This window comes from Avibacterium gallinarum, from assembly GCF_002921135.1.
Lineage (GTDB): Bacteria > Pseudomonadota > Gammaproteobacteria > Enterobacterales > Pasteurellaceae > Avibacterium > Avibacterium gallinarum.
Map to the genome: position 1 here is coordinate 183847 of NZ_PQVJ01000006.1, position 20838 is coordinate 204684.

Annotated in this window: 20 protein-coding genes; 8 read left to right on the plus strand and 12 right to left on the minus strand. The window is 41.7% G+C overall.

The window, feature by feature from the left end; genetic code table 11:
- Positions 1 to 21: 21 nt before the first annotated feature.
- Positions 22 to 732 carry a tRNA (adenosine(37)-N6)-threonylcarbamoyltransferase complex dimerization subunit type 1 TsaB gene (gene tsaB, locus C3007_RS02465; protein WP_103852926.1) on the minus strand — a complete coding sequence of 237 codons (711 nt, stop codon included), beginning with the start codon at positions 730 to 732 and terminating at the stop codon, positions 22 to 24.
- Entirely contained in the window at positions 732 to 2678 is a 1947-nt protein-coding gene (yoaA, locus tag C3007_RS02470) for a DNA repair helicase YoaA (protein WP_103852927.1), read from the minus strand. The genes tsaB and yoaA overlap by 1 nt, the downstream gene beginning before the upstream one ends.
- 151 nt (positions 2679 to 2829) lie before the next feature.
- Between yoaA and C3007_RS02475 the strand changes: the two genes are divergently transcribed.
- Both C3007_RS02475 and C3007_RS02480 read left to right on the plus strand, forming a co-directional pair.
- Complete coding sequence (locus C3007_RS02475) at positions 2830 to 3330, plus strand: TlpA family protein disulfide reductase (protein ID WP_423716503.1); 501 nt, start codon at positions 2830 to 2832, stop codon at positions 3328 to 3330.
- The gene (locus tag C3007_RS02480; protein ID WP_017806140.1) at positions 3330 to 3644 is read left to right on the plus strand and encodes a c-type cytochrome; all 315 of its coding nucleotides are present in this window, start codon (positions 3330 to 3332) and stop codon (positions 3642 to 3644) included. Before C3007_RS02475 ends, C3007_RS02480 begins: the two co-directional genes overlap by 1 nt.
- Positions 3645 to 3695: 51 nt before the next feature.
- On the opposite strand, the gene nhaA is transcribed toward C3007_RS02480, so the two are convergent.
- On the minus strand, positions 3696 to 4868 hold the full coding sequence (nhaA, locus tag C3007_RS02485; protein ID WP_103852929.1) for a Na+/H+ antiporter NhaA: 1173 nt from the start codon (positions 4866 to 4868) through the stop codon (positions 3696 to 3698).
- 398 nt (positions 4869 to 5266) lie between these two features.
- Here nhaA and nrdA point away from each other — a divergent pair, with 398 nt between their 5' ends.
- On the plus strand, positions 5267 to 7537 hold the full coding sequence (nrdA, locus tag C3007_RS02490) for a class 1a ribonucleoside-diphosphate reductase subunit alpha (protein ID WP_103852930.1): 2271 nt from the start codon (positions 5267 to 5269) through the stop codon (positions 7535 to 7537).
- A 267-nt stretch (positions 7538 to 7804) separates the two neighbouring features.
- On the opposite strand, the gene dapD is transcribed toward nrdA, so the two are convergent.
- From dapD to rlmE, 6 genes are all read right to left on the minus strand, one after another.
- Positions 7805 to 8632, minus strand: coding sequence for a 2,3,4,5-tetrahydropyridine-2,6-dicarboxylate N-succinyltransferase (gene dapD, locus C3007_RS02495; protein WP_103852931.1), 828 nt, complete (start codon positions 8630 to 8632; stop codon positions 7805 to 7807).
- Positions 8633 to 8745: 113 nt separating this feature from the next.
- Entirely contained in the window at positions 8746 to 9600 is an 855-nt protein-coding gene (gene kdsA, locus C3007_RS02500) for a 3-deoxy-8-phosphooctulonate synthase (RefSeq protein WP_103852932.1), read from the minus strand.
- A gap of 17 nt (positions 9601 to 9617) precedes the next feature.
- Positions 9618 to 10436: a SirB1 family protein gene (locus C3007_RS02505; protein WP_103852933.1), complete on the minus strand. Its 819-nt coding sequence runs from the start codon at positions 10434 to 10436 to the stop codon at positions 9618 to 9620.
- Positions 10436 to 11344, minus strand: coding sequence for a peptide chain release factor N(5)-glutamine methyltransferase (gene prmC / locus C3007_RS02510; RefSeq protein WP_103852934.1), 909 nt, complete (start codon positions 11342 to 11344; stop codon positions 10436 to 10438). Before prmC ends, C3007_RS02505 begins: the two co-directional genes overlap by 1 nt.
- A 151-nt stretch (positions 11345 to 11495) precedes the next feature.
- Complete coding sequence (ftsH, locus tag C3007_RS02515; protein ID WP_103852946.1) at positions 11496 to 13418, minus strand: ATP-dependent zinc metalloprotease FtsH; 1923 nt, start codon at positions 13416 to 13418, stop codon at positions 11496 to 11498.
- A 92-nt stretch (positions 13419 to 13510) separates the two neighbouring features.
- Complete coding sequence (gene rlmE / locus C3007_RS02520) at positions 13511 to 14140, minus strand: 23S rRNA (uridine(2552)-2'-O)-methyltransferase RlmE (RefSeq protein WP_035684982.1); 630 nt, start codon at positions 14138 to 14140, stop codon at positions 13511 to 13513.
- Between the two features lie 118 nt (positions 14141 to 14258).
- Here rlmE and yhbY point away from each other — a divergent pair, with 118 nt between their 5' ends.
- Positions 14259 to 14555 carry a ribosome assembly RNA-binding protein YhbY gene (yhbY, locus tag C3007_RS02525; RefSeq protein ID WP_103852935.1) on the plus strand — a complete coding sequence of 99 codons (297 nt, stop codon included), beginning with the start codon at positions 14259 to 14261 and terminating at the stop codon, positions 14553 to 14555.
- Between the two features lie 32 nt (positions 14556 to 14587).
- Here the strand turns inward: yhbY and greA are convergent, their stop codons facing one another.
- Positions 14588 to 15064 carry a transcription elongation factor GreA gene (gene greA, locus C3007_RS02530; protein WP_103852936.1) on the minus strand — a complete coding sequence of 159 codons (477 nt, stop codon included), beginning with the start codon at positions 15062 to 15064 and terminating at the stop codon, positions 14588 to 14590.
- A 206-nt stretch (positions 15065 to 15270) separates the two neighbouring features.
- Here greA and dacB point away from each other — a divergent pair, with 206 nt between their 5' ends.
- Positions 15271 to 16713, plus strand: a complete 1443-nt coding sequence (dacB, locus tag C3007_RS02535; protein ID WP_103852937.1) for a serine-type D-Ala-D-Ala carboxypeptidase — start codon at positions 15271 to 15273, stop codon at positions 16711 to 16713.
- A 3-nt stretch (positions 16714 to 16716) separates the two neighbouring features.
- Positions 16717 to 17511, plus strand: a complete 795-nt coding sequence (locus C3007_RS02540) for an MOSC domain-containing protein (protein ID WP_103852938.1) — start codon at positions 16717 to 16719, stop codon at positions 17509 to 17511.
- Positions 17512 to 17587: 76 nt separating this feature from the next.
- Here the strand turns inward: C3007_RS02540 and C3007_RS02545 are convergent, their stop codons facing one another.
- Together C3007_RS02545 and C3007_RS02550 are read right to left on the minus strand one after the other, a co-directional pair.
- The gene (locus C3007_RS02545) at positions 17588 to 18457 is read right to left on the minus strand and encodes a pirin family protein (protein WP_103852939.1); all 870 of its coding nucleotides are present in this window, start codon (positions 18455 to 18457) and stop codon (positions 17588 to 17590) included.
- A gap of 68 nt (positions 18458 to 18525) precedes the next feature.
- Positions 18526 to 18765 carry a DUF896 domain-containing protein gene (locus C3007_RS02550; RefSeq protein WP_103852940.1) on the minus strand — a complete coding sequence of 80 codons (240 nt, stop codon included), beginning with the start codon at positions 18763 to 18765 and terminating at the stop codon, positions 18526 to 18528.
- Between the two features lie 98 nt (positions 18766 to 18863).
- On the opposite strand from C3007_RS02550, the gene C3007_RS02555 reads away from it, so the two are divergent.
- Together C3007_RS02555 and C3007_RS02560 are read left to right on the plus strand one after the other, a co-directional pair.
- The gene (locus tag C3007_RS02555; RefSeq protein ID WP_103852941.1) at positions 18864 to 19745 is read left to right on the plus strand and encodes a LysR family transcriptional regulator; all 882 of its coding nucleotides are present in this window, start codon (positions 18864 to 18866) and stop codon (positions 19743 to 19745) included.
- 101 nt (positions 19746 to 19846) lie between these two features.
- Positions 19847 to 20797 (plus strand): lactate/malate family dehydrogenase, encoded by a 951-nt coding sequence (locus tag C3007_RS02560; RefSeq protein WP_103852942.1) that lies wholly within the window; start codon positions 19847 to 19849, stop codon positions 20795 to 20797.
- Positions 20798 to 20838 lie beyond the last annotated feature (41 nt).

The following is a 20838-nucleotide window of genomic DNA, read 5'->3' on the forward strand; positions in this document are numbered from 1 at the left end:
AATGTGCCAAATGTTGCTGCGTTATTCACGCCCAGGTAACTTTTTCCAAGTTACTTCATTGCGCAAATAAACTGGTTCAATTTCCATCGCACTTATCCATTGTTTCTGCCAGTAATAAGGCAAGGCTAAAGGCAACATTGCTTTGGCAGAAGGCAAGATGATGTCAGAATCTTTCGCCCAATCTAATATAGCAAGTTGCGAATAAGCCTGCCAGCCCGTTCCCACTTTAACGCAATCTTCCGTTTGTTGAGCCAGCTGAAGCACGGATTCTGGGCTGCAAACTCGTTCGCTAACTAACGCTTGCCAGTCAAAAAACTCTCCAAAATCTGACCGCACTTTTTGCGCCTGAAGTTGGCTAAAATACACTTCATTCATTCTGGCATCAATGGCACATAGCACCTGTGTTGTGCCATATTGCTCATAGCCTTGCTGTGCCATTGTGGTGAGATTAGAAATAGGGATCACGGGTAAATCTGCCCCTAACGCCAAGCCTTGTGCAATGCCTGCGCCCACGCGCACACCAGTAAAACTACCCGGCCCACGGCCAAAAACCAAGGCATCAACTTGATTGAGTGTAACACCAGACTGACTTAAAATTTCATCAACCATTGGCAAAATGCGTTTTGTGTGCGTGCGTTGCGCTAATTCATCTAAATGGGTGATTTCCCCTTTATGCAATAAGGCAACGGAACAAGCTTCCGTTGAAGTATCTAAAGCAAGTAAAGTTGTCATTATTTTTTCTCTGTTAAAAATTGGATTACATTGTTTAAATCTCGGGTTCGTTTAGCATTCGGCAGACTTTTCAAGAAAGTTTCACCGTAGGATCGCATCACCAAACGGCTATCACAAATAATCACCGCACCACGGTCGGTAACATCGCGGATCAAACGCCCTACCCCTTGTTTTAAGGTGATCACCGCTTCGGGAATTTGGATCTCATTAAACGGATCTTTGCCCTGTAGGCGACAATCTTCCATTCGTGCTTTGAGCAAAGGCTCATCAGGTGCGGTAAAGGGCAATTTGTCAATAATCACTAAGGAAAGGGCATCGCCACGCACATCTACCCCCTCCCAGAAACTGGAAGTGGCGACCAACACGGCGTGAGATTGGGTGGTAAACTGTTCTAATAATTTGCTTTTTGCCGTTTCCCCTTGCAATAACACGGTTAAATCACTGTGTTCACGGAAAAAATCCGCCAGCCCACGCATCATTGAATAAGAGGTACAAAGTACAAAACAGCGCCCTTGATTTTTTTCGATGATCGGTAATAACATTTGCCCGAGCAGTGTTTGCGTGTGTGATTGGTTCAATGCCGGCAGGAAACGTGGCACGCATAATAAGGCTTGTTCAGGATAGTTAAACGGACTCGGCAAAATTTTCTGCTCGGCATTTTGAATGCCTAAACGTTGGCAAAAATGCTGAAAATTGCCCCCCACTTCTAAGGTAGCAGAAGTAAAAATCCACGCGGCTTCTTTTTGGCTGAGCTGTTCACCGAATTTATCCGCCACAGTGAGCGGTGTGATATGCAAGCCAAAGCCACGCCCCATTGTTTCATACCAATAGCAATATCCCACCAAATGGGTTTCTTGCAGACGTTTTAAAATCACCTGAATACTGGCAATGCGCTCAAAAATGCTGTCTAGGGTTTGTGAACGACCGAGCGCAAGTTTCACCACATCAGATAAAAATGCCAATTTTTCTTGCAATAATTCTACGCATTTTTGTACCGCACTTTTATCTGCGGAATGCGCCATCGCAGGCTGAGAATACAGCTCACGCCAGTTGCCACGGCGATTGCCCTCCCCCAATAATAAACGAAAATCTTGCACCACCTTGAGCAAGGTATCCGCCGCCACGCCAAGCTGTTTCATATCTTTTAATTCTGTGCGATAAACAATATTGGCATCTTTGCATAAGTCAAATAATTGACGTGAAGTCAGAGAAATGCCGAAATACTGGCTCGCGACATCGGCAATTTGATGGGCTTCATCAAAAATAATCGCCTGCGCATTGGGGATCAGCTCGCCAAAGCCGCTTTCTTTTACCGCCATATCGGCAAAAAATAAATGATGATTCACCACCACTAAATCGGCATTTAAGGCTTTTTTACGCGCCGCCGCCACATAGCAATCGCCGTAATTCGGGCAGTCTGAACCTAAACAGCTTTCTGTGGTGCTGGTAAGCTGTGGCAAAATCGGGCTGTCTTCCGCAATTTCCACACATTCGCTTAAATCCCCTGTTTTAGTGGCATTGTTCCATTTCCGCACCTTAGCCAGATCTGCTAACACCGTTCGATCACCCAATACCCCTTGCGCAATCAGCTGATCCAAACGTTCAAGGCAAAGATAATTGGCTCGCCCTTTTAAAAGCGCGATTTTGCCTGTATAACCCAACGCTTTTTTAATGGCGGGAAGATCACGATTGAACAATTGATCTTGCAGATTTTTTGACCCTGTGGAAATAATGGTTTTCTTGCCCGCAAGCAACGCAGGCACTAAATACGCGAAGGTTTTTCCCGTGCCAGTTCCTGCTTCCACCACAAGGGCTTGCTTATGTGAAATCGCCTGCGCCACGGCTTGCGCCATTTCTAGCTGCTCTGCTCGGGGGCGAAATCCTTTAATATGCTGACTCAGCACGCCCGTTTCCGCAAAGGCGTTGATCACATTTTGGCTATCCATTCGTTCAATTCGGGGTTAGGGTAAATAAAATTAGCGGCTATTCTAACAGAAAAACGCTATACAGTGTTGTACTGGATAGCGTTATTGTTAATTTACAAATCAAAAAATATTGAATGCGACATTCTGTGGTAACATAGCACATCAATTTTTTATGGATAACAGAATGCAATTAAGAAATAGTCTAAAACTTGGTTTATTAAGTGCGGTGCTTTTTTTACTTATTTCTTGTAAAGACCAAACCGCCAATATCGGCAGCCAAGCCCCTGATATTGCGGCTTTTGATTTGCAAGGCAACAAGGTGGAATTAAGCCAATTTGCGGGGAAAAAATTGCTCATCAATTTTTGGTCAGAAACCTGTGGCATCTGCATTGTTGAAATGAAATTATTACAGCAATTTTCCCAAAGCTATCCCGAGAGCTTACAACTTTTAGCCATTAATATTGATGGTGAACGTGGTAACACGCAAGCTGTCGCAGACAAAAATCAACTCACACTGCCGATTGCCAAAGATCAGCTTAATATCACGGCTGAACGCTATCAGTTGGTTGGCACACCGACATCATTCGTGCTTGATCCTAAAGGAAAAATCCTTTATAAATTCGAGGGCTTAATCCCTGAGGACGAATTACGAAAACTATTTGAGGAAAAATAATGAAAGGTTACGCTTCTACTCTATTTTTTATTGCAGGCTCGCTATTGGCGCTCAACAGCCACGCTAATGAAAGCCTTGAGCATACGCAAAAAATTTTTAATCGCTCTTGTGCCATGTGCCACGGCAAACAAGGGGAAAAATCAGCATTAAATCAATCTGCAATTATCAATAGCTTAAAAACTGAAGAAATTCTCACCGCACTTGAAAAACGTAAAGCGGGGGAAATTGTCGGTGCAGGAAATGCGGCGAAATCTCGTCTAAGTGAAGAAGAAATGAAAGGATTAGCGGAATATATTCCAACATTGAAAAAATAACATTAATGAAAAATCGGGCTACGTTGAATAGCCCGATTTTTTTATCTCATATTATCCCCTAGATTTCGTACAAACTTTTAGTAAAAAATAACCACCGACCGCTGAAATGGCTGAACCAAGTAAGATACCTACTCGAGCAAAGCTTGCCATTTCACTTGCCCCATCGCCACCAAAGGCAAGACCTGCTAAGAACATTGACATTGTAAAGCCGATACCGCAGAGTAAGGCAATGGCGAAAATCTGTTTAAAATTAATTCCTTCAGGCAATTTTGCAATATGGAATAATACTGAGAGATAACTAAACAAAAAGACACCCAGTGGTTTTCCCAGTAATAGCCCTAAGATCACGCCTAAGGTGAGTGGTGAACTTAAGGTGTCTAACCCCATTCCTGATAAGGATACGCCAGCATTGGAAAAGGCGAATAACGGTAAAATAAAGAAAGAACACCAAGGGGCTAAAATATGTTCCATATCGTGCAACACTTTTCTGCCGTTTTTGCCTTTGAGCGGAATACTAAAACCGATAATAACGCCTGCAAGCGTGGCGTGTACGCCTGATTTCAGCACGGATACCCATAACACTAAGCCGACAATCACATAAGGCCCTAAATTGGATACTTTAAAACGGTTAAGCAAAATCAAGCCCACAATGGCAATACTGGCAAGAATTAAGGCGCGGGTACTTAAATCCTGTGAGAAGAACAAGGCAATCACAATAATCGCGCCTAAATCATCAATAATCGCCAATGCAAGTAAAAACACTTTTAATGCGAAAGGAACGCGACTGCCAAGCAAACCTAGCACCCCCAGCGCAAAAGCGATGTCTGTTGCCATTGGAATTGCCCAGCCGTCTTGATATTGTGGAGTATCCTTAGTAACAAACCAATAAATTGCCGCTGGCACAACCATTCCCCCCAAGGCAGCAACGGCAGGGAAAATGGCTTTTTGATAACTTGAAATTGCCCCTGTGAGCAATTCGCGTTTTACTTCCAATCCCACCAGTACAAAAAACACGGCCATAAAGCCATCATTCACCCACATTAAGAGTGGCTTGTTAATTTGCACAATCGAACCAAATTGGATCACCACTGGTGCATCAAGAAAACTAAAATAAAAACGACTTAACGGTGTATTTGCCAATAAAATTGCAAACGCAGCGAAAAATAGTAGTAACATTCCGCTGGCAGCTTCTAATTTCATAAAGTATCGAATGTATCGAACCATTAATCTCTCCTAGTAAAAATCGCGGGCTTAAAAATATCCACCCAAATGGATCATTTCTCTGTTATAAGAAAAATGAATGTCATCAGTAAGTTTTTCTAACATAGAAGAGAAAAATAGGTCAATAAAAATCGGCAAATTTCTCTTAGCTATTGAAAAATTTGTGATTTTTTACACATTTTTTAACCGCACTTTGACTTTTAATTCCTTATAAAAATAAGGGATAAATCAGCTTTTATGATTTTTGCTTATTTATAAATAACTTAGTTTATGTCAATAATCGAACGTAAAATTTAGTGCTTGCAGTTTTGCTAAGAACACATTATCTTGTATCCCGTTTTCAATAAACCACTATATCTTGTGGTTTTGACAAATAATACTAACCAGTCGGAATCATTTCTATGAACAAAGCTATGATGGTCACCAAACGTGACGGAAAACAAGAACCCATCGATTTAGATAAAATTCACCGAGTGATTACTTGGGCAGCGGAAGGATTGGATAACGTTTCTGTTTCTCAAGTGGAATTGCGTTCCCACATTCAATTTTATGAAGGCATTCGCACTTCGGATATTCACGAAACCATTATTAAAGCAGCGGCAGATTTAATCAGCAAAGATACGCCTGATTATCAATATTTGGCTGCTCGCCTTGCGGTTTTCCATTTGCGTAAAAAAGCCTATGGGCATTTTGATCCACCGCGTTTGTATGATCACGTTAAGAAATTGGTGCGTTTAGGCAAATATGATCAAGCCTTGCTAACCGATTATAGCCGTGAAGAATGGGACGAAATGGACGGCTTTTTAGATCACTGGCGTGATATGACCTTCTCTTACGCGGCAGTCAAACAGCTTGAAGGTAAATATTTGGTGCAAAACCGTGTAACGGGTGAAATTTATGAATCAGCGCAGTTCTTGTATATTTTGGTGGCGGCGAGCCTGTTCTCAAACTATCCAAAAGAAACGCGCTTAGACTATGTACGCCGTTTCTACGATGCCACATCAACATTTAAAATTTCTCTGCCTACTCCAATTATGGCAGGGGTGCGTACACCAACCCGTCAATTCAGTTCTTGCGTATTAATTGAATGTGGCGATAGTTTAGATTCAATTAACGCCACGGCATCTGCCATTGTGAAATATGTTTCACAACGTGCGGGAATTGGGGTAAATGCAGGGGCAATTCGCGCCTTAGGTAGCCAAATCCGTGGTGGTGAAGCGTTCCATACGGGCTGTATTCCATTCTATAAATACTTCCAAACTGCGGTGAAATCTTGTTCGCAAGGTGGCGTGCGTGGTGGTGCGGCAACGGTTTATTATCCGATTTGGCACTTAGAAGTAGAAAGCCTGTTAGTATTAAAAAATAACCGTGGCGTGGAAGATAACCGTGTTCGCCATATGGATTACGGCGTTCAGCTTAACAAATTAATGTATCAACGCTTAATCAAAGGCGGCGAAATCACCTTGTTTAGCCCTTCTGATGTACCAGGGTTATATGAAGCATTCTTTGCCGATCAAGATGAGTTTGAGCGTCTTTACACCCAATATGAGCAAGATCCAAACATTCGTAAACGCAGCGTGAAAGCCGTTGAGCTGTTCTCACTATTAATGCAAGAACGTGCTTCAACAGGGCGCATCTATATTCAGAATGTGGATCACTGTAATACGCACTCGCCATTTGATCCAAGCGTTGCGCCAGTGCGCCAATCTAACCTTTGTTTAGAAATTGCATTGCCAACTAAGCCGCTTTCTCATATCCACGATGAAGAAGGTGAAATTGCGCTCTGTACGCTTTCTGCTTTCAACTTAGGGGCAATTGAAAACCTTGATGAATTAGATGGGCTTGCGGATCTTGCTGTGCGTGCCTTAGATGCTCTATTAGATTATCAAGATTACCCTGTGATCGCAGCAGAACGTAGCTCTCTTGCGCGCCGTTCTTTAGGTATCGGGGTAATTAACTTCGCTTATTATTTAGCCAAAAATGGCGTGCGTTACTCGGACGGCAGCGCTAACCATCTCACGCACCGCACGTTTGAAGCCATTCAATACTATTTATTGAAAGCATCAATGAACCTTGCGAAAGAAATGGGCGCTTGTGAATATTTCGACCAAACCACTTATGCGCAAGGCATTTTACCGATTGATACTTATAAGAAAGATGTGGATACGCTCACGCAAGAGCCGTTACATTACGATTGGGAAAGCCTGCGCCAAGACATTAAAACCTTCGGCTTACGCAACTCAACACTCACGGCGCTTATGCCATCAGAAACCTCATCGCAAATTTCCAATGCGACCAACGGCATTGAGCCACCGCGTGGACACGTTAGCGTAAAAGCGTCAAAAGACGGTATTCTCAAACAGGTTGTACCAGATTATGAAAACCTCAGTGAAAACTACGAATTATTATGGGACATTCCAAATAATGACGGTTATTTACATTTAGTAGGCATTATGCAGAAATTTATCGACCAATCGATTTCTGCCAACACCAACTACGATCCACAACGTTTTGAAGACGGTAAAGTGCCGATGAAAGTGTTGTTAAAAGATTTATTAACCGCTTACAAATACGGCGTGAAAACTCTTTACTACCAAAACACCCGTGATGGTGCAGAAGACAGCCAAGAAGATCTCAATGATGATTGCGCTGGCGGAGCGTGTAAAATCTAATTTATTAAGTGCAGTAATAAATTTAATTATTTTTTCCCCACACAAAATAAGCCACCTTTATAAGGTGGCTTTATTGATCTTTCCTTTCTTGGCTCTTGTAAAAACGATTATCAATAAGCACAAACGCTCCTTTTGATATTTTGTTCACTACTCATCTAAAAACACTTTCTAGTTAAATTTTTTGGCAATGTTCCAATAAAAATTTTCATAAAAAAATCTACACAAGAAACTCTCATGCAGATTTTTATTTTTGATTAGTATTAAATATTACTCATCAATACTACGCAATAACTCGTTGATACCGACTTTACCTAAAGTTTTCGCATCAACTTTTTTCACGATTACTGCACAATAGAGATTATATTTACCGCATTTTGAAGGAAGGCTGCCCGATACTACCACAGAGCCTGCTGGTACACGACCATAGTGGATTTCGCCTGTTTCACGATCATAGATTTTAGTTGATTGACCGATGAATACGCCCATTGAGATTACACAGCCATCTTCTACGATAACGCCTTCAACCACTTCAGAACGCGCACCGATAAAGCAGTTGTCGCCGATAATGGTTGGGTTAGCTTGTAATGGCTCTAATACGCCACCGATACCTACCCCACCAGAAAGGTGAACATTTTTACCGATTTGCGCGCAAGAACCAACGGTTGCCCAAGTATCTACCATTGTGCCTTCGCCAACGTAAGCACCAATGTTTACATAAGATGGCATTAATACAGCATTTTTCGCGATATATGCACCTTTACGCACGGTTGCTGAAGGCACAACACGGAAACCTTCTTGTTGGAAACGTGCTTCGTCATAGTCTGCAAATTTAAGGGCTACTTTGTCGTAATATTTGGTTTCTGCGCCGTCAATCACTTGGTTATCGTTAATGCGGAAAGAAAGCAATACCGCTTTTTTCAACCATTGGTGAGTTACCCATTCACCGTCAATTTTTTCTGCAACACGGTATTTGCCGCTATCCAAACCTTCGATCACTTCTTCGATCGCAGCGCGCGTTTCTTCATCTACCGTTTTAGGGGTGATTTCTGCACGACGTTCAAAGGCAGCTTCAATGATATTTTGTAAATTTGACATATTTTGTTTCCTATTCAAATGAAAAAATTAAAACAAGGCGGTATTTTTATCATATTTCCGCCTAAAACTCACCTGTTATTGTTGGTTTTCTCTAACATTTAATCTTCAAGCAATTAGTTTGATGTATCCAATTCCTCAAAAGACTTAACCAAATCATCTACCGCTTTCATTTGGCTTACAAAGGCTTCTAATTTGGCTAATGGTAAAGCAGAAGGCCCATCGCATTTGGCATTTTGTGGATCAGGGTGCGCTTCTAGGAACAACCCTGCCAACCCTACCGCCATCCCTGAACGTGCCAATTCTGTCACCTGTGCGCGACGACCGCTTGATGCTGCACCAAAAGGATCACGACATTGCAAAGAATGGGTTACGTCAAAAATCACAGGGCAACCTTTGGAAACCTTCTTCATTACGCTAAAACCAAGCATATCTACAATAAGATTATCATAGCCAAAGTTAGTCCCTCGATCACAAAGGATCACTTTATCGTTACCACATTCTTCAATTTTTTCTACGATATTTCCCATTTGCCCCGGGCTTAAGAATTGTGGTTTTTTCACATTGATCACCGCTCCTGTTCGCGCCATTGCCTCAACAAGATCGGTTTGACGCGCTAAAAATGCGGGTAACTGAATTACATCAACCACTTCAGCCACAGGTTGACATTGATAAATTTCGTGTACATCGGTAATCACTTTAACGTCAAAGGTGTCTTTTAATTCCTGGAAAATTTTCAACCCCTCTTCCATTCCCGGCCCACGGTAAGAGTGAATTGACGAGCGGTTCGCTTTATCAAAAGACGCTTTGAACACATAAGGCACGTTGAGCTTTTGCGTTACTTCAACATATTTCTCACACACTGCCATTGCCATATCACGGCTTTCTAACACATTCATTCCACCAAACAGAACAAATGGTTTATCGTTCGCGACTTCAATGCTACCAATTTTAATAACTTTATTTTGCATAGTTTTCTCTAATAAATTTAGTGAATAGATTCTTTTTTTGCTTTTTCTTGCGCTTCAATGTCTTTTTTAATTAACGGTAATTGCTCTTTGAACATTATTGAAAAAGAATCATCAGGTCTTTTCTCAACAAATTCTTCAAGATCTTCTAATGCTTCTTGAAGACGCCCAAGCTGCATTTTTAAAATCCCACGATCTCGAATTTCATCTAAGCTGCCCGGATAACGTTCTAACACGTTTTCAATATAAGCCAAGGCTGGCTCAAAGTTATTTTCTCGCATTAAAGAATTTTTCGCTAACTGACCATAACGGAACTCTAGTTCTTCTTCATCTTGTTCACCTAATAATGGAACAGAGAACTCCACTTCATCACCGTAATGCACTCTAAAAATGTATTCAATATATTGTTCTGAAGACTCTCTGCCAGTCCAAGGATCAAAGTAGAGATGTTTTCCATTCACATCTGCTTTAAGCATAATATTGACGGGAAATTCCATTGCATAAATTGGTAAGTCTAATTTTTCCGCAAGATACAATAAAACACCGCCAACAGAAATCGCGACACCTCGACGATTTGTTAAAACATCAGGTAAGTAATAATTAGAATGATCAAAAGAATTATTAGAATCCGTCAAAAAGCCCCAATCAACATAAACTAAATCGATCAGTTTTCTGATTTTTGCTTCATCATCTTTTTCTTGCTCAATGGCTTCTCTTGCTTGAGTTAAAAAACCATTCATAATTGAATGAATATTCCCTAGCTCGCATTGCCCATCATTCCCTGTAAGCACATAAAAGTTAAGCATTTCATTATAAATTGCATTGCGATTTGTATTCATCAATCATTCCCTCTTGTATTTAATTGAGCTAATGTTATACGTTCGTTTTGGTTATAATCCTTACGAGAAATAACGTTATGCCACAAATTCTTTTGAAAAAAAGACCGCACTTTCTCTCCCTGCTGCCAACCGTGCTCCAATAACAACCACCCTTGCGGTTTTAGATAAGTTGGTGCATTGATGATAATGTGCCGCAAATCTGCATACCCCTGTTCTTTAGCGACTAAAGCACTTAATGGCTCAAATCGCACATCGCCCAACTGCAAATGCGGATCATCTTTATCAATATAAGGCGGATTACTTACAATGATATCAAAACGCTGATCTTGTAAATTTTCAAACCAATTACTTTGATAAAAAAGAATATTATCAACATCATTACGCTTTGCATTGTCTTGAGCTAAGTTTACCGCATTATCAATAAGATCAACACCTACAACAGAAACTTTAAATAATTTTTTCGATCTAGATCGCAATTCTTGTGCAAGGGCTATTGCAATTGCCCCTGTACCTGTGCCTAAATCTAATATTTTTAATTCTTCGCCAAATTGGGCTGACGAAATGCGTTCTTCCGCACAAATTAACGCATTTTCCACTAAAATTTCTGTATCCGCTCTTGGAATAAGAGTATCTTCGGACACCTTCAAATCAAGCGTCCAAAAGGGTTGCTGACCAAGAATATAAGCCATTGGCTCACTGTTTATGCGGCGTTGTAATAATTTCTCAAGCTGTGTGAGTTCTTGCGCTGAAAGCTCAGTTTCAGAAAAAGCCAAAATAGACGAACGAGATCGCCCTGTTACAAATTGTAATAGTAAGTTGGCATCTACCTTTGGATTGATGAAAGGATCTGTCTTTTTGTTGCCGGCAAGCTGTGTTTCTGCACAAGCAAGCCAATCTGCATAATTCATTCGGTTATTCTCAATCTCACTGATACAGTAAATTAAAATAAAAAATAAGCTGGATTTTGTTATTTGAATTTACTTTATGTTAAAGCCTAAAGAAGAAAAAAGAAAGGACTGATTTCTTATAAAAATCAGTCCTTTAATATTTATTAAGTGGTTAGTTGTGTTCAGATTTGTCTGAATTTTCTACCGCACTTTGATCTGCCGTACTTTGATTTTGTGCAGAAGCATTGGGTTCAGCGGCTTTTTCTGAACTCGCTTTGCCGTTATCGTCCCAACCTGCTGGCGGCGTTACTGGCTCGCGGTTCATCAACTGTTTAATTTGCTCTTCTTCAATGGTTTCATATTTCACTAACGCATCTTTCATTGCGTGTAAAATATCCATATTGTCAATTAATAGCTGTCTTGCGCGCTCGTAGTTACGCGTTACAATCGCACGCACTTCTTCATCAATAAGATGTGCTGTTTCATCGGACATATGTTTCGCTTTCGCCATTGAACGCCCTAAGAACACTTCGCCCTCATCTTCAGAATAAAGAATTGGCCCTAATTTATCAGAGAAGCCCCACTGGGTAACCATATTACGCGCAATATTTGTTGCGACTTTAATGTCATTTGATGCACCAGTAGAAATATTTTCTTCACCATAAATCAAATCTTCCGCTAAACGCCCTGCATAAAGGGTGGAAAGTTTACTTTCTAATTGTTTTTGGCTAATGCTTACTTGATCTCCTTCTGGTAAGAAGAAAGTTACCCCTAAAGCACGCCCGCGCGGAATAATGGTTACTTTATGTACCGGATCGTGTTCTGGCACTAAATAGCCCACAATGGCGTGTCCTGCTTCGTGATAAGCGGTGGATTCTTTTTGCTTATCCGTCATAATCATTGTGCGGCGTTCAGGCCCCATATTGATTTTGTCTTTCGCTTTTTCAAACTCAAGCATTGAAACCAATGGCTTGTTCATTCGAGCAGCAAATAATGCGGCTTCATTCACAAGGTTAGCCAAATCAGCACCAGAATAGCCCGGTGTACCACGCGCAAGGGTCATCGCATTCACATCTGGTGCAACTGGCACTTTACGCATATGCACTTTTAAGATTTGCTCACGCCCTAATACATCTGGCAAGCCCACTACCACTTGGCGGTCAAAACGCCCTGGACGCGTTAAAGCAGGATCAAGCACATCTGGACGGTTGGTTGCGGCAATCACAATCACTCCTTCGTTGCCCTCAAAGCCGTCCATCTCCACCAACATTTGGTTAAGGGTTTGCTCACGCTCATCGTGTCCCCCGCCAAGACCTGCACCACGTTGGCGACCTACTGCATCAATTTCATCAATAAAAATCAAACAAGGTGCATTTTTCTTCGCTTGTTCAAACATATCACGCACGCGAGAAGCCCCCACGCCGACAAACATTTCTACGAAGTCAGAACCCGAAATAGTGAAAAATGGCACTTTCGCTTCACCTGCAATAGCTTTGGCTAATAGGGTTTTACCCGTTCCTGGTGGTCCAACCATTAAAATCCCTTTTGGAATTTTACCGCCCAATTTTTGGAATTTGCTTGGATCACGCAAGAAATCAACGATTTCACCCACTTCTTCTTTGGCTTCATCACAGCCCGCTACATCAGCAAAGGTGGTTTTAATTTGCTCTTTGGTGAGCATTTTGGCACGGCTTTTACCAAAGCTCATCGCCTTGCCACCACCGCCTTGCATTTGGCGCATAAAGAAGAACCATACGCCAATAAGTAATAGCATTGGGAACCAAGAAATAAGAATTTGCGATAAAATACCACGTCTTTCTGGCAACGTTCCCTCTACTTTTACCTTTTTATTTAATAAATCATTCAATAATTTATCGTCATAAATTGGCATTACGGTTGAATATTTTGAACCATCAGATTTAGTAACTTGTAATTCGTTATCTTCAAATCGCACTTGGCGTACTTGATCATTACCCACATCTGTAATAAAGGTGGTGTAATCGGTAAGATTACCATTCGAACTACCGCTAAAGCCCTGATATGCAGACATCATAACTACTGCAATCACAATCCATAGGACTAAGTTTTTGACCATATCTTTCAAGGTTTGACCTCGTTTTTCTAAGTTAATAATTTGTTACAAGATTACTACATTCATTCCAAAATGAGAAGTTATTGAATTTATAGTTAATATTTGTAACCCGTTGCCACAATATACACCTCACGAGAACGCCCACGAGATGCTTCAGGTTTACGCACTTTAACGACACTAAACAGAGAACGAATTTCTCTTAAATATTCATCAAAGCCCTCACCTTGGAAAACTTTCACAACGAAACTGCCTTTGTGCGCCAATACTTGTTTACACATATCCAAAGCCAGTTCCACTAAATACATTGCACGAGGAATGTCCACTGATGGCATACCACTAAAATTTGGCGCCATATCCGACATTACCACATCAACTTTTGCCTCGCCTACGCGTTCCAACAAGGCATTCAATACATTTTCTTCACGGAAATCCCCTTGCAGGAAATCAACCCCCACAATAGGATCCATTTCTAAAATATCACAGGCGATAACACGCCCTTTACCACCAATTTGGCTCACCACATATTGCGACCAGCCACCCGGTGCTGCACCGAGATCCACCACGGTCATACCCGGTTTAAATAAACGATCTGTTTGCTGAATTTCATCAAGCTTAAAATAAGCTCGAGAACGCAATTTTTGCTTATGTGCTTTTTGCACAAATGGATCTTTAAAATGCTCATTCAACCAACGGGTTGAACTTGCTGAACGTTTTTTCTTTCCCATAATTTCTTAATTTTTGTGGTAGTTTTGTCAATATGAGGTTAAAATTTCCCAGTTCAAGGTGGTATTCGGAATTTCTCCATAAAAAACCACCGCACTTTATAAACATAGGATTAAATTAATGCAGTTATCAACAAAACAAAAACAATTTTTAAAAGGGCTTGCACACCATTTAAGCCCTGTCGTTATGCTAGGTGGAAATGGCTTAACCGAAGGGGTTATCGCTGAAATCGACAACGCCCTCAATCATCACGAATTAATTAAAGTGAAAATTGCTGGCGCCGATCGCGAAACCAAACAGCTGATTATTGATGCGATTGTGAGAGAAACACAAGCCGCTGCAGTGCAAACTATCGGTCATATCCTTGTGCTTTATCGCCCAAGTGAAGAACATAAAATTTCCTTGCCTAAAAAATAAGTAAAATGGGGCGTATTAAAACGCCCTATTTTTTATTTATATTCCACCTCAATAATATCAAATTCAACCGTTCCCCCTGGGGTTGCGATGGTGACACTATCGTCCACTTCTTTACCGATTAAGCCACGAGCAATGGGTGAATTTACCGAAATTAAGCCTTGTTTAATATCCGCTTCATCATCGCCCACAATTTGGTAGGTAACTTCTTCGTCCGTATTCACATTCACCAACACCACGGTTGCACCGAAGATCACTTTGCCGTTATTTGGCATTTTAGTCACATCAATGATTTGGCTGTTGGCTAATTTCCCTTCAATTTCTTGAATACGCCCTTCGCAAAAACCTTGCTGCTCACGCGCCGCGTGATATTCCGCATTTTCTTTCAAATCACCGTGCTCACGCGCTTCTGCAATAGCTTTAATAATTTCTGGACGGCGAACATTCTTTAAAAACTCTAACTCTTCTCTTAATTGCGCTGCACCGCGTACCGTCATTGGAATTTGTTGCATTGTTAATCCTTGTTCCTTTTTTTAGTCAAAAACAAAACCACGACAAAGCGACACGTTTTCATTGTTCAGCTTTGCCGTAGCTCAAAAAATCATTTTGATGTAAACCGCGTTATTACACCATTTTATGCGAGAAATAATTTTACTCTCGCAGTATCCAGCACTATTATTGTGTTTCTAAAAAAAAATAGCAACCATAGCGATTATTTATGTACAAATTATCATCAAAATTACTGCCTTTTGCATTAGGCATTTCCTTTGCTTTGCACACGCCATATAGTGCCGCTGAAGTGGACGCGGCACAACTTAGTACGCAACTTCCTGCGGGAACGAGTCTTTCTTTTGTGGCGAAAAATTTAAAAACGCAAGAAATTCTCACCGCACTTAATCCACAAACCTTTATGCTTCCTGCAAGTACGCAGAAAGTATTTACCGCGCTTGCTGCCAAGCTCAGCCTTGGCGATGAATTTTATTTTAAAACAACTCTGCTACGCCAAGGGGATATTCAAAATGGTGAGTTACGCGGTAACTTAGTTATTGTTTTCACCGGCGATCCAGATTTAACCAGTGATCAACTATATCAGCTACTTGCCCAATTAAAACAGCAAGGTGTTCAGCGTATTACTGGTGATCTTATTTTAGATACTTCCGTATTTACAGGACACGACCGTGGCTTAGGTTGGATTTGGAATGATTTGTCAATGTGCTTTAATTCGCCTCCTGCGGCGGTGAATATCAATCACAACTGTTTTTATGTGGATCTTGATGCTAATTTGCCTGTGGGCGAACTGGTGAAATTCAACGTGCCTGCGCAATATCCCGTGCAAGTGTTCGGCCAAGTTCGTGTGGCAAGCAAAGAAGAAGCGCCTTATTGCCAGCTTGATGCCGTGTTGCACGATAACAATCGCTATCAAATTAAAGGTTGCCTTGCTCGTCAAAGCAAACCTTTTGCCCTCAGTTTTGCCGTGCAAGATCCCAATGCTTATGCAGCAGCCATTATTCAACGTCAATTAAACCGCCTTGGCATTGCATTTAACGGTAAAATCCAACAGCCGCGCACATCACAAAAAGGGCAAGTTTTGGCGCAACATTTGTCTAAACCGCTGCCAGATTTGATCAAAAAAATGATGAAAAAATCTGATAACCAAATTGCCGATGCCCTCTTTCGCACCATTGGTTATCACTATTACAAACGCCCTGCGTCCTTTCAGCTTTCCGCTAAAGCAATGCGCCAAATATTGCAATCTCAAGCGGGTATAAAATTTGATAATAGCGTTATCGCCGATGGCTCTGGGCTTTCACGCCACAACCTAATTTCTGCTAATATTATGTTGCAAGCCCTTGAATATATTGCCAATCACGAAACGCAACTGCATTTATTAGACAGCTTTCCCATTGCGGGAGTAGATGGCACATTAAGCGGACGCGGTTCGATGACCAATCCCCCTTTAGCGCAAAATATTTCTGCGAAAACAGGCGCGTTAAAAGGGGTTTATAACCTAGCAGGCTTTATGAAAAATGCGAAAGGAGACCCTATTGCCTTCATACAATTTATTAATGGCTATTCCACGGGCGATCTGGAAAACAAAACCAAGCGTGCGCCCTTAGTGCGTTTTGAAAATGCCCTTTACAACCAACTTTATCAGGATTAAGCAATGAAATTACAGCATATTTACTTATACCCCATCAAATCTACGCAAAGTTATGAAGTGGCGCAAGCCTTGGTTCAACCGCAAGGGCTGAATTTTGATCGCACCTTTATGCTCACAGAATTAGACGGCACCTTTATCACAGCACGCAAAGATGCGGAACTTTATCACTTTCACGCATTGCCGACACCGCTTGGTTTATATATTCAGCATAAAGACGGTTCAGCCATTCAAGTTCAATATACGGATTTTCAGCAAAGCCAAGCCTGCGAAGTGTGGAGAAATGAATTTAACTCATTGCTTGCGCCACAAGAAATTAATCAATGGTTTAGCGAGAAAATAGGCCGTGCCGTGCAATTGCGCTGGACAGGCGAACACACGCAACGCAAAATTAAACGCTACCCCGACCAACCGCTTTCTTTTGCTGATGGCTACCCACTTTTGCTCACCACTGACACGTCTTTTAACGCGGTACAGCAAGCTTGCCCAAGCCCAATTTCACCGCTGCAATTTCGCCCAAATCTAATTATTGACGGCATCACCCCCTTTGAAGAACAGCAATGGGGTGAAATTCAAATCGGTGAAGTCAAATTCTTACACAGCAAACCTTGCGAACGTTGTGTTCTTACCACGCGCAACCCTATCACCAACCAAGCCGATCCGAAAATGGAACCTTTCCGCACGCTGAAAAAACTCAACCGAAACGAACAAGGCGCACCACTTTTCGGCATTAATTTAATTCCGTTGAATACGGGGATTATTCGCGTAAATGATGAAGTGAAAGTTTTGACATTGAAATAAAAAAGTGCGGTGGTTTTAGAGAAAATTTTCCTAAAAACCACCGCACTTGGTTGGTTATTTGGTTCGTTATTGATGATTAATGAATATCACCAAACTCACCTTTGTTAAACGCGTTGAATTTTTCGATTAATTCTTCGCGGGTGTTCATTACGAACGGGCCGTAGGCTGCAATTGGCTCATCAATTGGCACGCCGCTGAGTAGCACCATTTTCACGTTTTTATCACCTGCGGTGATTTTAACTTCGCCGTTTTCGTGGTTGAAAATCACCAATTCTGTTGGGTTCGCACGATCGCTGTCGTTAATCACGGCAGATCCGCGTAATGCCACCAACATTAAATGGTGGGTTTCTGGCACGTTAATGGTTACGCTATGGTTGGCTTTAATATCCATTTCCCACATATTTAACTCAGTAAAGGTGCGAGCAGGGCCTTTTACGCCGTCCAGTTCACCTGCAATAATGCGTGCTGTTCCTGCATTATCCGCAAAGTGATAAGTTGGAATATCTGCCGCTTTAATGCTTTGATAACCCGCTGGGGCGTTTTTGTCTTTCGCAGGCAAATTTACCCAAAGTTGTAGCATTTCAAACATTCCGCCTGTGCGGCTGAAGTTTTCGCTATGGAACTCTTGGTGTACGATCCCATTCCCTGCGGTCATCCATTGTACATCGCCTGCGCCAATTACGCCGCCGTTACCATCGCTATCACGGTGTTCTACTTCACCTTGTAACGCGATTGTGACGGTTTCAAATCCTGCGTGTGGATGTGCCCCTACACCTCTTGGCGCGCCGTTATGAGGTTTAAATTCCATTGGCATTGCGTAATCTAGCATTAAGAACGGGCTAGTTACTTTATCCTGTTGGCTATGTGAAAATAAAGGTGATACATAAAAGCCATCGCCCACCCAGTGTTGTTGTGGTGCTTGATATACTCGATTTACTGTACGCATAATTTTTCTCCTAAATTTGATCAATTCTGTTTTTTGTGATGCCCTGAATATTCAGGGTGGTTAGTTCATTAATAAGTTGCAACTTGCATTCCACTACGTTGCGCTTCACGCAATTTCGTTGGGGTAACATCATTGCCGTCTGGATCAACCACACTTACGGTGGATAAAATATTGCTTAATTGTCCACGGATTGCCGCTAAATAACGCTGACGTAACGCACTACGCTCATTTAATTCAGCTTCAGAAAGTGCGGTAACTTTTGCTTTACGCGCTAATTCGTTAATTCTATCTAATTCCAAAATACGCATTTTCTTTCTCCTAAACTGTTTGCTTATTTCTTGTGGCGTAGTTTATACTTGTTCCATATAGTGAACAATAGTCAATTTTGAAACACAAGGTTCTATTTATGCAACAAATCGATCTCAATGATATGCGCTTTTTTGTTACCGTGATCCAATCTGGTAGCCTCACCCACGCAGCGGAACAACTAAACGTGCCGAAATCTCGTTTAAGCCGCCGTTTAACCGAATTAGAAAATCAGCTGGGCAGCAAACTGCTAGATCGCAATCGCAATGGGGTGCGACTAAATGATCTGGGCGAACATTTTTATCAACACGCCTTAATTGCGGTGGAAGCGGCAGAAAGTGCGGTGAATTCTGTGGCAGATTGTTTAGCCACGCCCCGTGGGTTACTGCGTATTTCCGTTTCCAGTGAAATTTTGCGTTATTGGCTCACGCCCTATTTATCGCACTATCTACAGCAACACCCTGATGTTGAGCTAAATATTACAATGGAAAACCGCCGCGCGAATTTATTGCAAGAAGGCGTGGATATAGCCTTACGCATTGGTGAGCTTGATCTTGATGATGTGGTTGCCAAACATTTACTGGATATTGATTCTGGGGTTTACGCTTCACCTCATTATTTAAAGGAAAATGGCACGCCACACACCCCACAAGAACTGAAAAACCACCGCTTGCTGCATAAAAGTGATGGCAAAAATTGGCTTTTCAAGCAGGGCAATCAACGAGAATTAATTCAAGGGAAAAAAGCCTTACAAGCCAATGATGCTTCCGTGTTAGCGCAGCTTGTTGAAGATAGCTACGGCATTGCCCTGCTGCCTGAGCTTTCAGGCTTAATTCAACCTCATTGGCAAAAATTATTACCCGATTGGCAAGTGGAAAGCGTGCCTTTATATGCCATTTATTATAAAAATCGCGGGCTTGCGCCAACGGTGCGGACATTTGTTAATTTTTTGAGCGAAATCGCAAAAAATTCGCAAAAATAACACCGCACTTTCTATTCAGGCGTTGAGCAAGGGAAACAGATAAAGTAAGATTAACGCCCTTTTGAAAACAACTTAACTTATAACAAATACAGGAAAACACAATGAAAGTATCCATTATCGGTGCAGGCGCAGTGGGCGTGGGCATTTGTAATTATCTTCTGACAATGGGCGAATGCCAAGAAGTGGTCTTGGTGGATCTCAACAAAGAACGCACTCGTGGCGAACAGTTAGATTTCAGCCATACCAGTGCATTAACCTTCGCCAAAAACACCAAAATTATTTCCGGTGAATATGAAGATACCCGTGATAGCGATGTGGTGGTGATCACTGCTGGCGCACAAATTAAAGTGGGACAAGATCGCTTAGAGATCGGTCATATCAATGCGAAAATCACCGTGGATATTGCTCGTCAATTAGAACGCCATACACCCAATGCGATTATCATTGTAGTTACCAATCCTTGTGATATTCTCACCCACTTTATTATTCGTAATACGAACTTCCCCGCACACCGTGTGATTAGCGCAGGTTGTGTGGTGGATACGGCACGAATGATGAAAATTATTGCCGATAAAGTAAAAATCGATCCGAAAAACGTGTTCGGTTATGTGATGGGCGAACACGGCGCCAATAGTTTTATTCCTTGGAGTATCGTCAATATCGCTGGGCAAAAAATCGATGATTTTTGCCAGCAAAATGATGTGCCTATGCTCGATCCACAAGAGCTACTCAAAGCCACCAAAGCTATTGGTTTGGAAGTGTTCAGCTTAAAACTCAACACCAATCACGCCATTGCGGCGAGCGTGTTCCGCATTATTCGCGCCATTAGCATTAATGAATATTCGGTCTTGCCCGTTGGCACAATGCTCAACGGCGAATACGGCTTAAACGATGTGGTGGTGAACGTGCCAATGATCATCAGTAGCAAAGGCGTAGAACGCATTTTGAAATACAAACTACCCGCTGATGAGTTAGAGCAACTTCACCAATGCGCCAAAGCCCTACGCCAAGTGGTTGAGCAAGTGGCAGAAAGCACAGGGTTGAAGTGTTAATAATGGATAAATAATATTGATTAAAAAAGTGCGGAAAAAAC

Bases quoted from the DNA above. Each gene is read 5' to 3' on its own strand.
- tsaB (WP_103852926.1), bottom strand. From the start codon at position 732: ATGACAACTTTACTTGCTTTAGATACTTCAACGGAAGCTTGTTCCGTT.
- yoaA (WP_103852927.1), bottom strand. From the start codon at position 2,678: ATGGATAGCCAAAATGTGATCAACGCCTTTGCGGAAACGGGCGTGCTG.
- C3007_RS02475 (WP_423716503.1), top strand. From the start codon at position 2,830: ATGGATAACAGAATGCAATTAAGAAATAGTCTAAAACTTGGTTTATTA.
- C3007_RS02480 (WP_017806140.1), top strand. From the start codon at position 3,330: ATGAAAGGTTACGCTTCTACTCTATTTTTTATTGCAGGCTCGCTATTG.
- nhaA (WP_103852929.1), bottom strand. From the start codon at position 4,868: ATGGTTCGATACATTCGATACTTTATGAAATTAGAAGCTGCCAGCGGA.
- nrdA (WP_103852930.1), top strand. From the start codon at position 5,267: ATGAACAAAGCTATGATGGTCACCAAACGTGACGGAAAACAAGAACCC.
- dapD (WP_103852931.1), bottom strand. From the start codon at position 8,632: ATGTCAAATTTACAAAATATCATTGAAGCTGCCTTTGAACGTCGTGCA.
- kdsA (WP_103852932.1), bottom strand. From the start codon at position 9,600: ATGCAAAATAAAGTTATTAAAATTGGTAGCATTGAAGTCGCGAACGAT.
- C3007_RS02505 (WP_103852933.1), bottom strand. From the start codon at position 10,436: ATGAATACAAATCGCAATGCAATTTATAATGAAATGCTTAACTTTTAT.
- prmC (WP_103852934.1), bottom strand. From the start codon at position 11,344: ATGAATTATGCAGATTGGCTTGCTTGTGCAGAAACACAGCTTGCCGGC.
- ftsH (WP_103852946.1), bottom strand. From the start codon at position 13,418: ATGGTCAAAAACTTAGTCCTATGGATTGTGATTGCAGTAGTTATGATG.
- rlmE (WP_035684982.1), bottom strand. From the start codon at position 14,140: ATGGGAAAGAAAAAACGTTCAGCAAGTTCAACCCGTTGGTTGAATGAG.
- yhbY (WP_103852935.1), top strand. From the start codon at position 14,259: ATGCAGTTATCAACAAAACAAAAACAATTTTTAAAAGGGCTTGCACAC.
- greA (WP_103852936.1), bottom strand. From the start codon at position 15,064: ATGCAACAAATTCCAATGACGGTACGCGGTGCAGCGCAATTAAGAGAA.
- dacB (WP_103852937.1), top strand. From the start codon at position 15,271: ATGTACAAATTATCATCAAAATTACTGCCTTTTGCATTAGGCATTTCC.
- C3007_RS02540 (WP_103852938.1), top strand. From the start codon at position 16,717: ATGAAATTACAGCATATTTACTTATACCCCATCAAATCTACGCAAAGT.
- C3007_RS02545 (WP_103852939.1), bottom strand. From the start codon at position 18,457: ATGCGTACAGTAAATCGAGTATATCAAGCACCACAACAACACTGGGTG.
- C3007_RS02550 (WP_103852940.1), bottom strand. From the start codon at position 18,765: ATGCGTATTTTGGAATTAGATAGAATTAACGAATTAGCGCGTAAAGCA.
- C3007_RS02555 (WP_103852941.1), top strand. From the start codon at position 18,864: ATGCAACAAATCGATCTCAATGATATGCGCTTTTTTGTTACCGTGATC.
- C3007_RS02560 (WP_103852942.1), top strand. From the start codon at position 19,847: ATGAAAGTATCCATTATCGGTGCAGGCGCAGTGGGCGTGGGCATTTGT.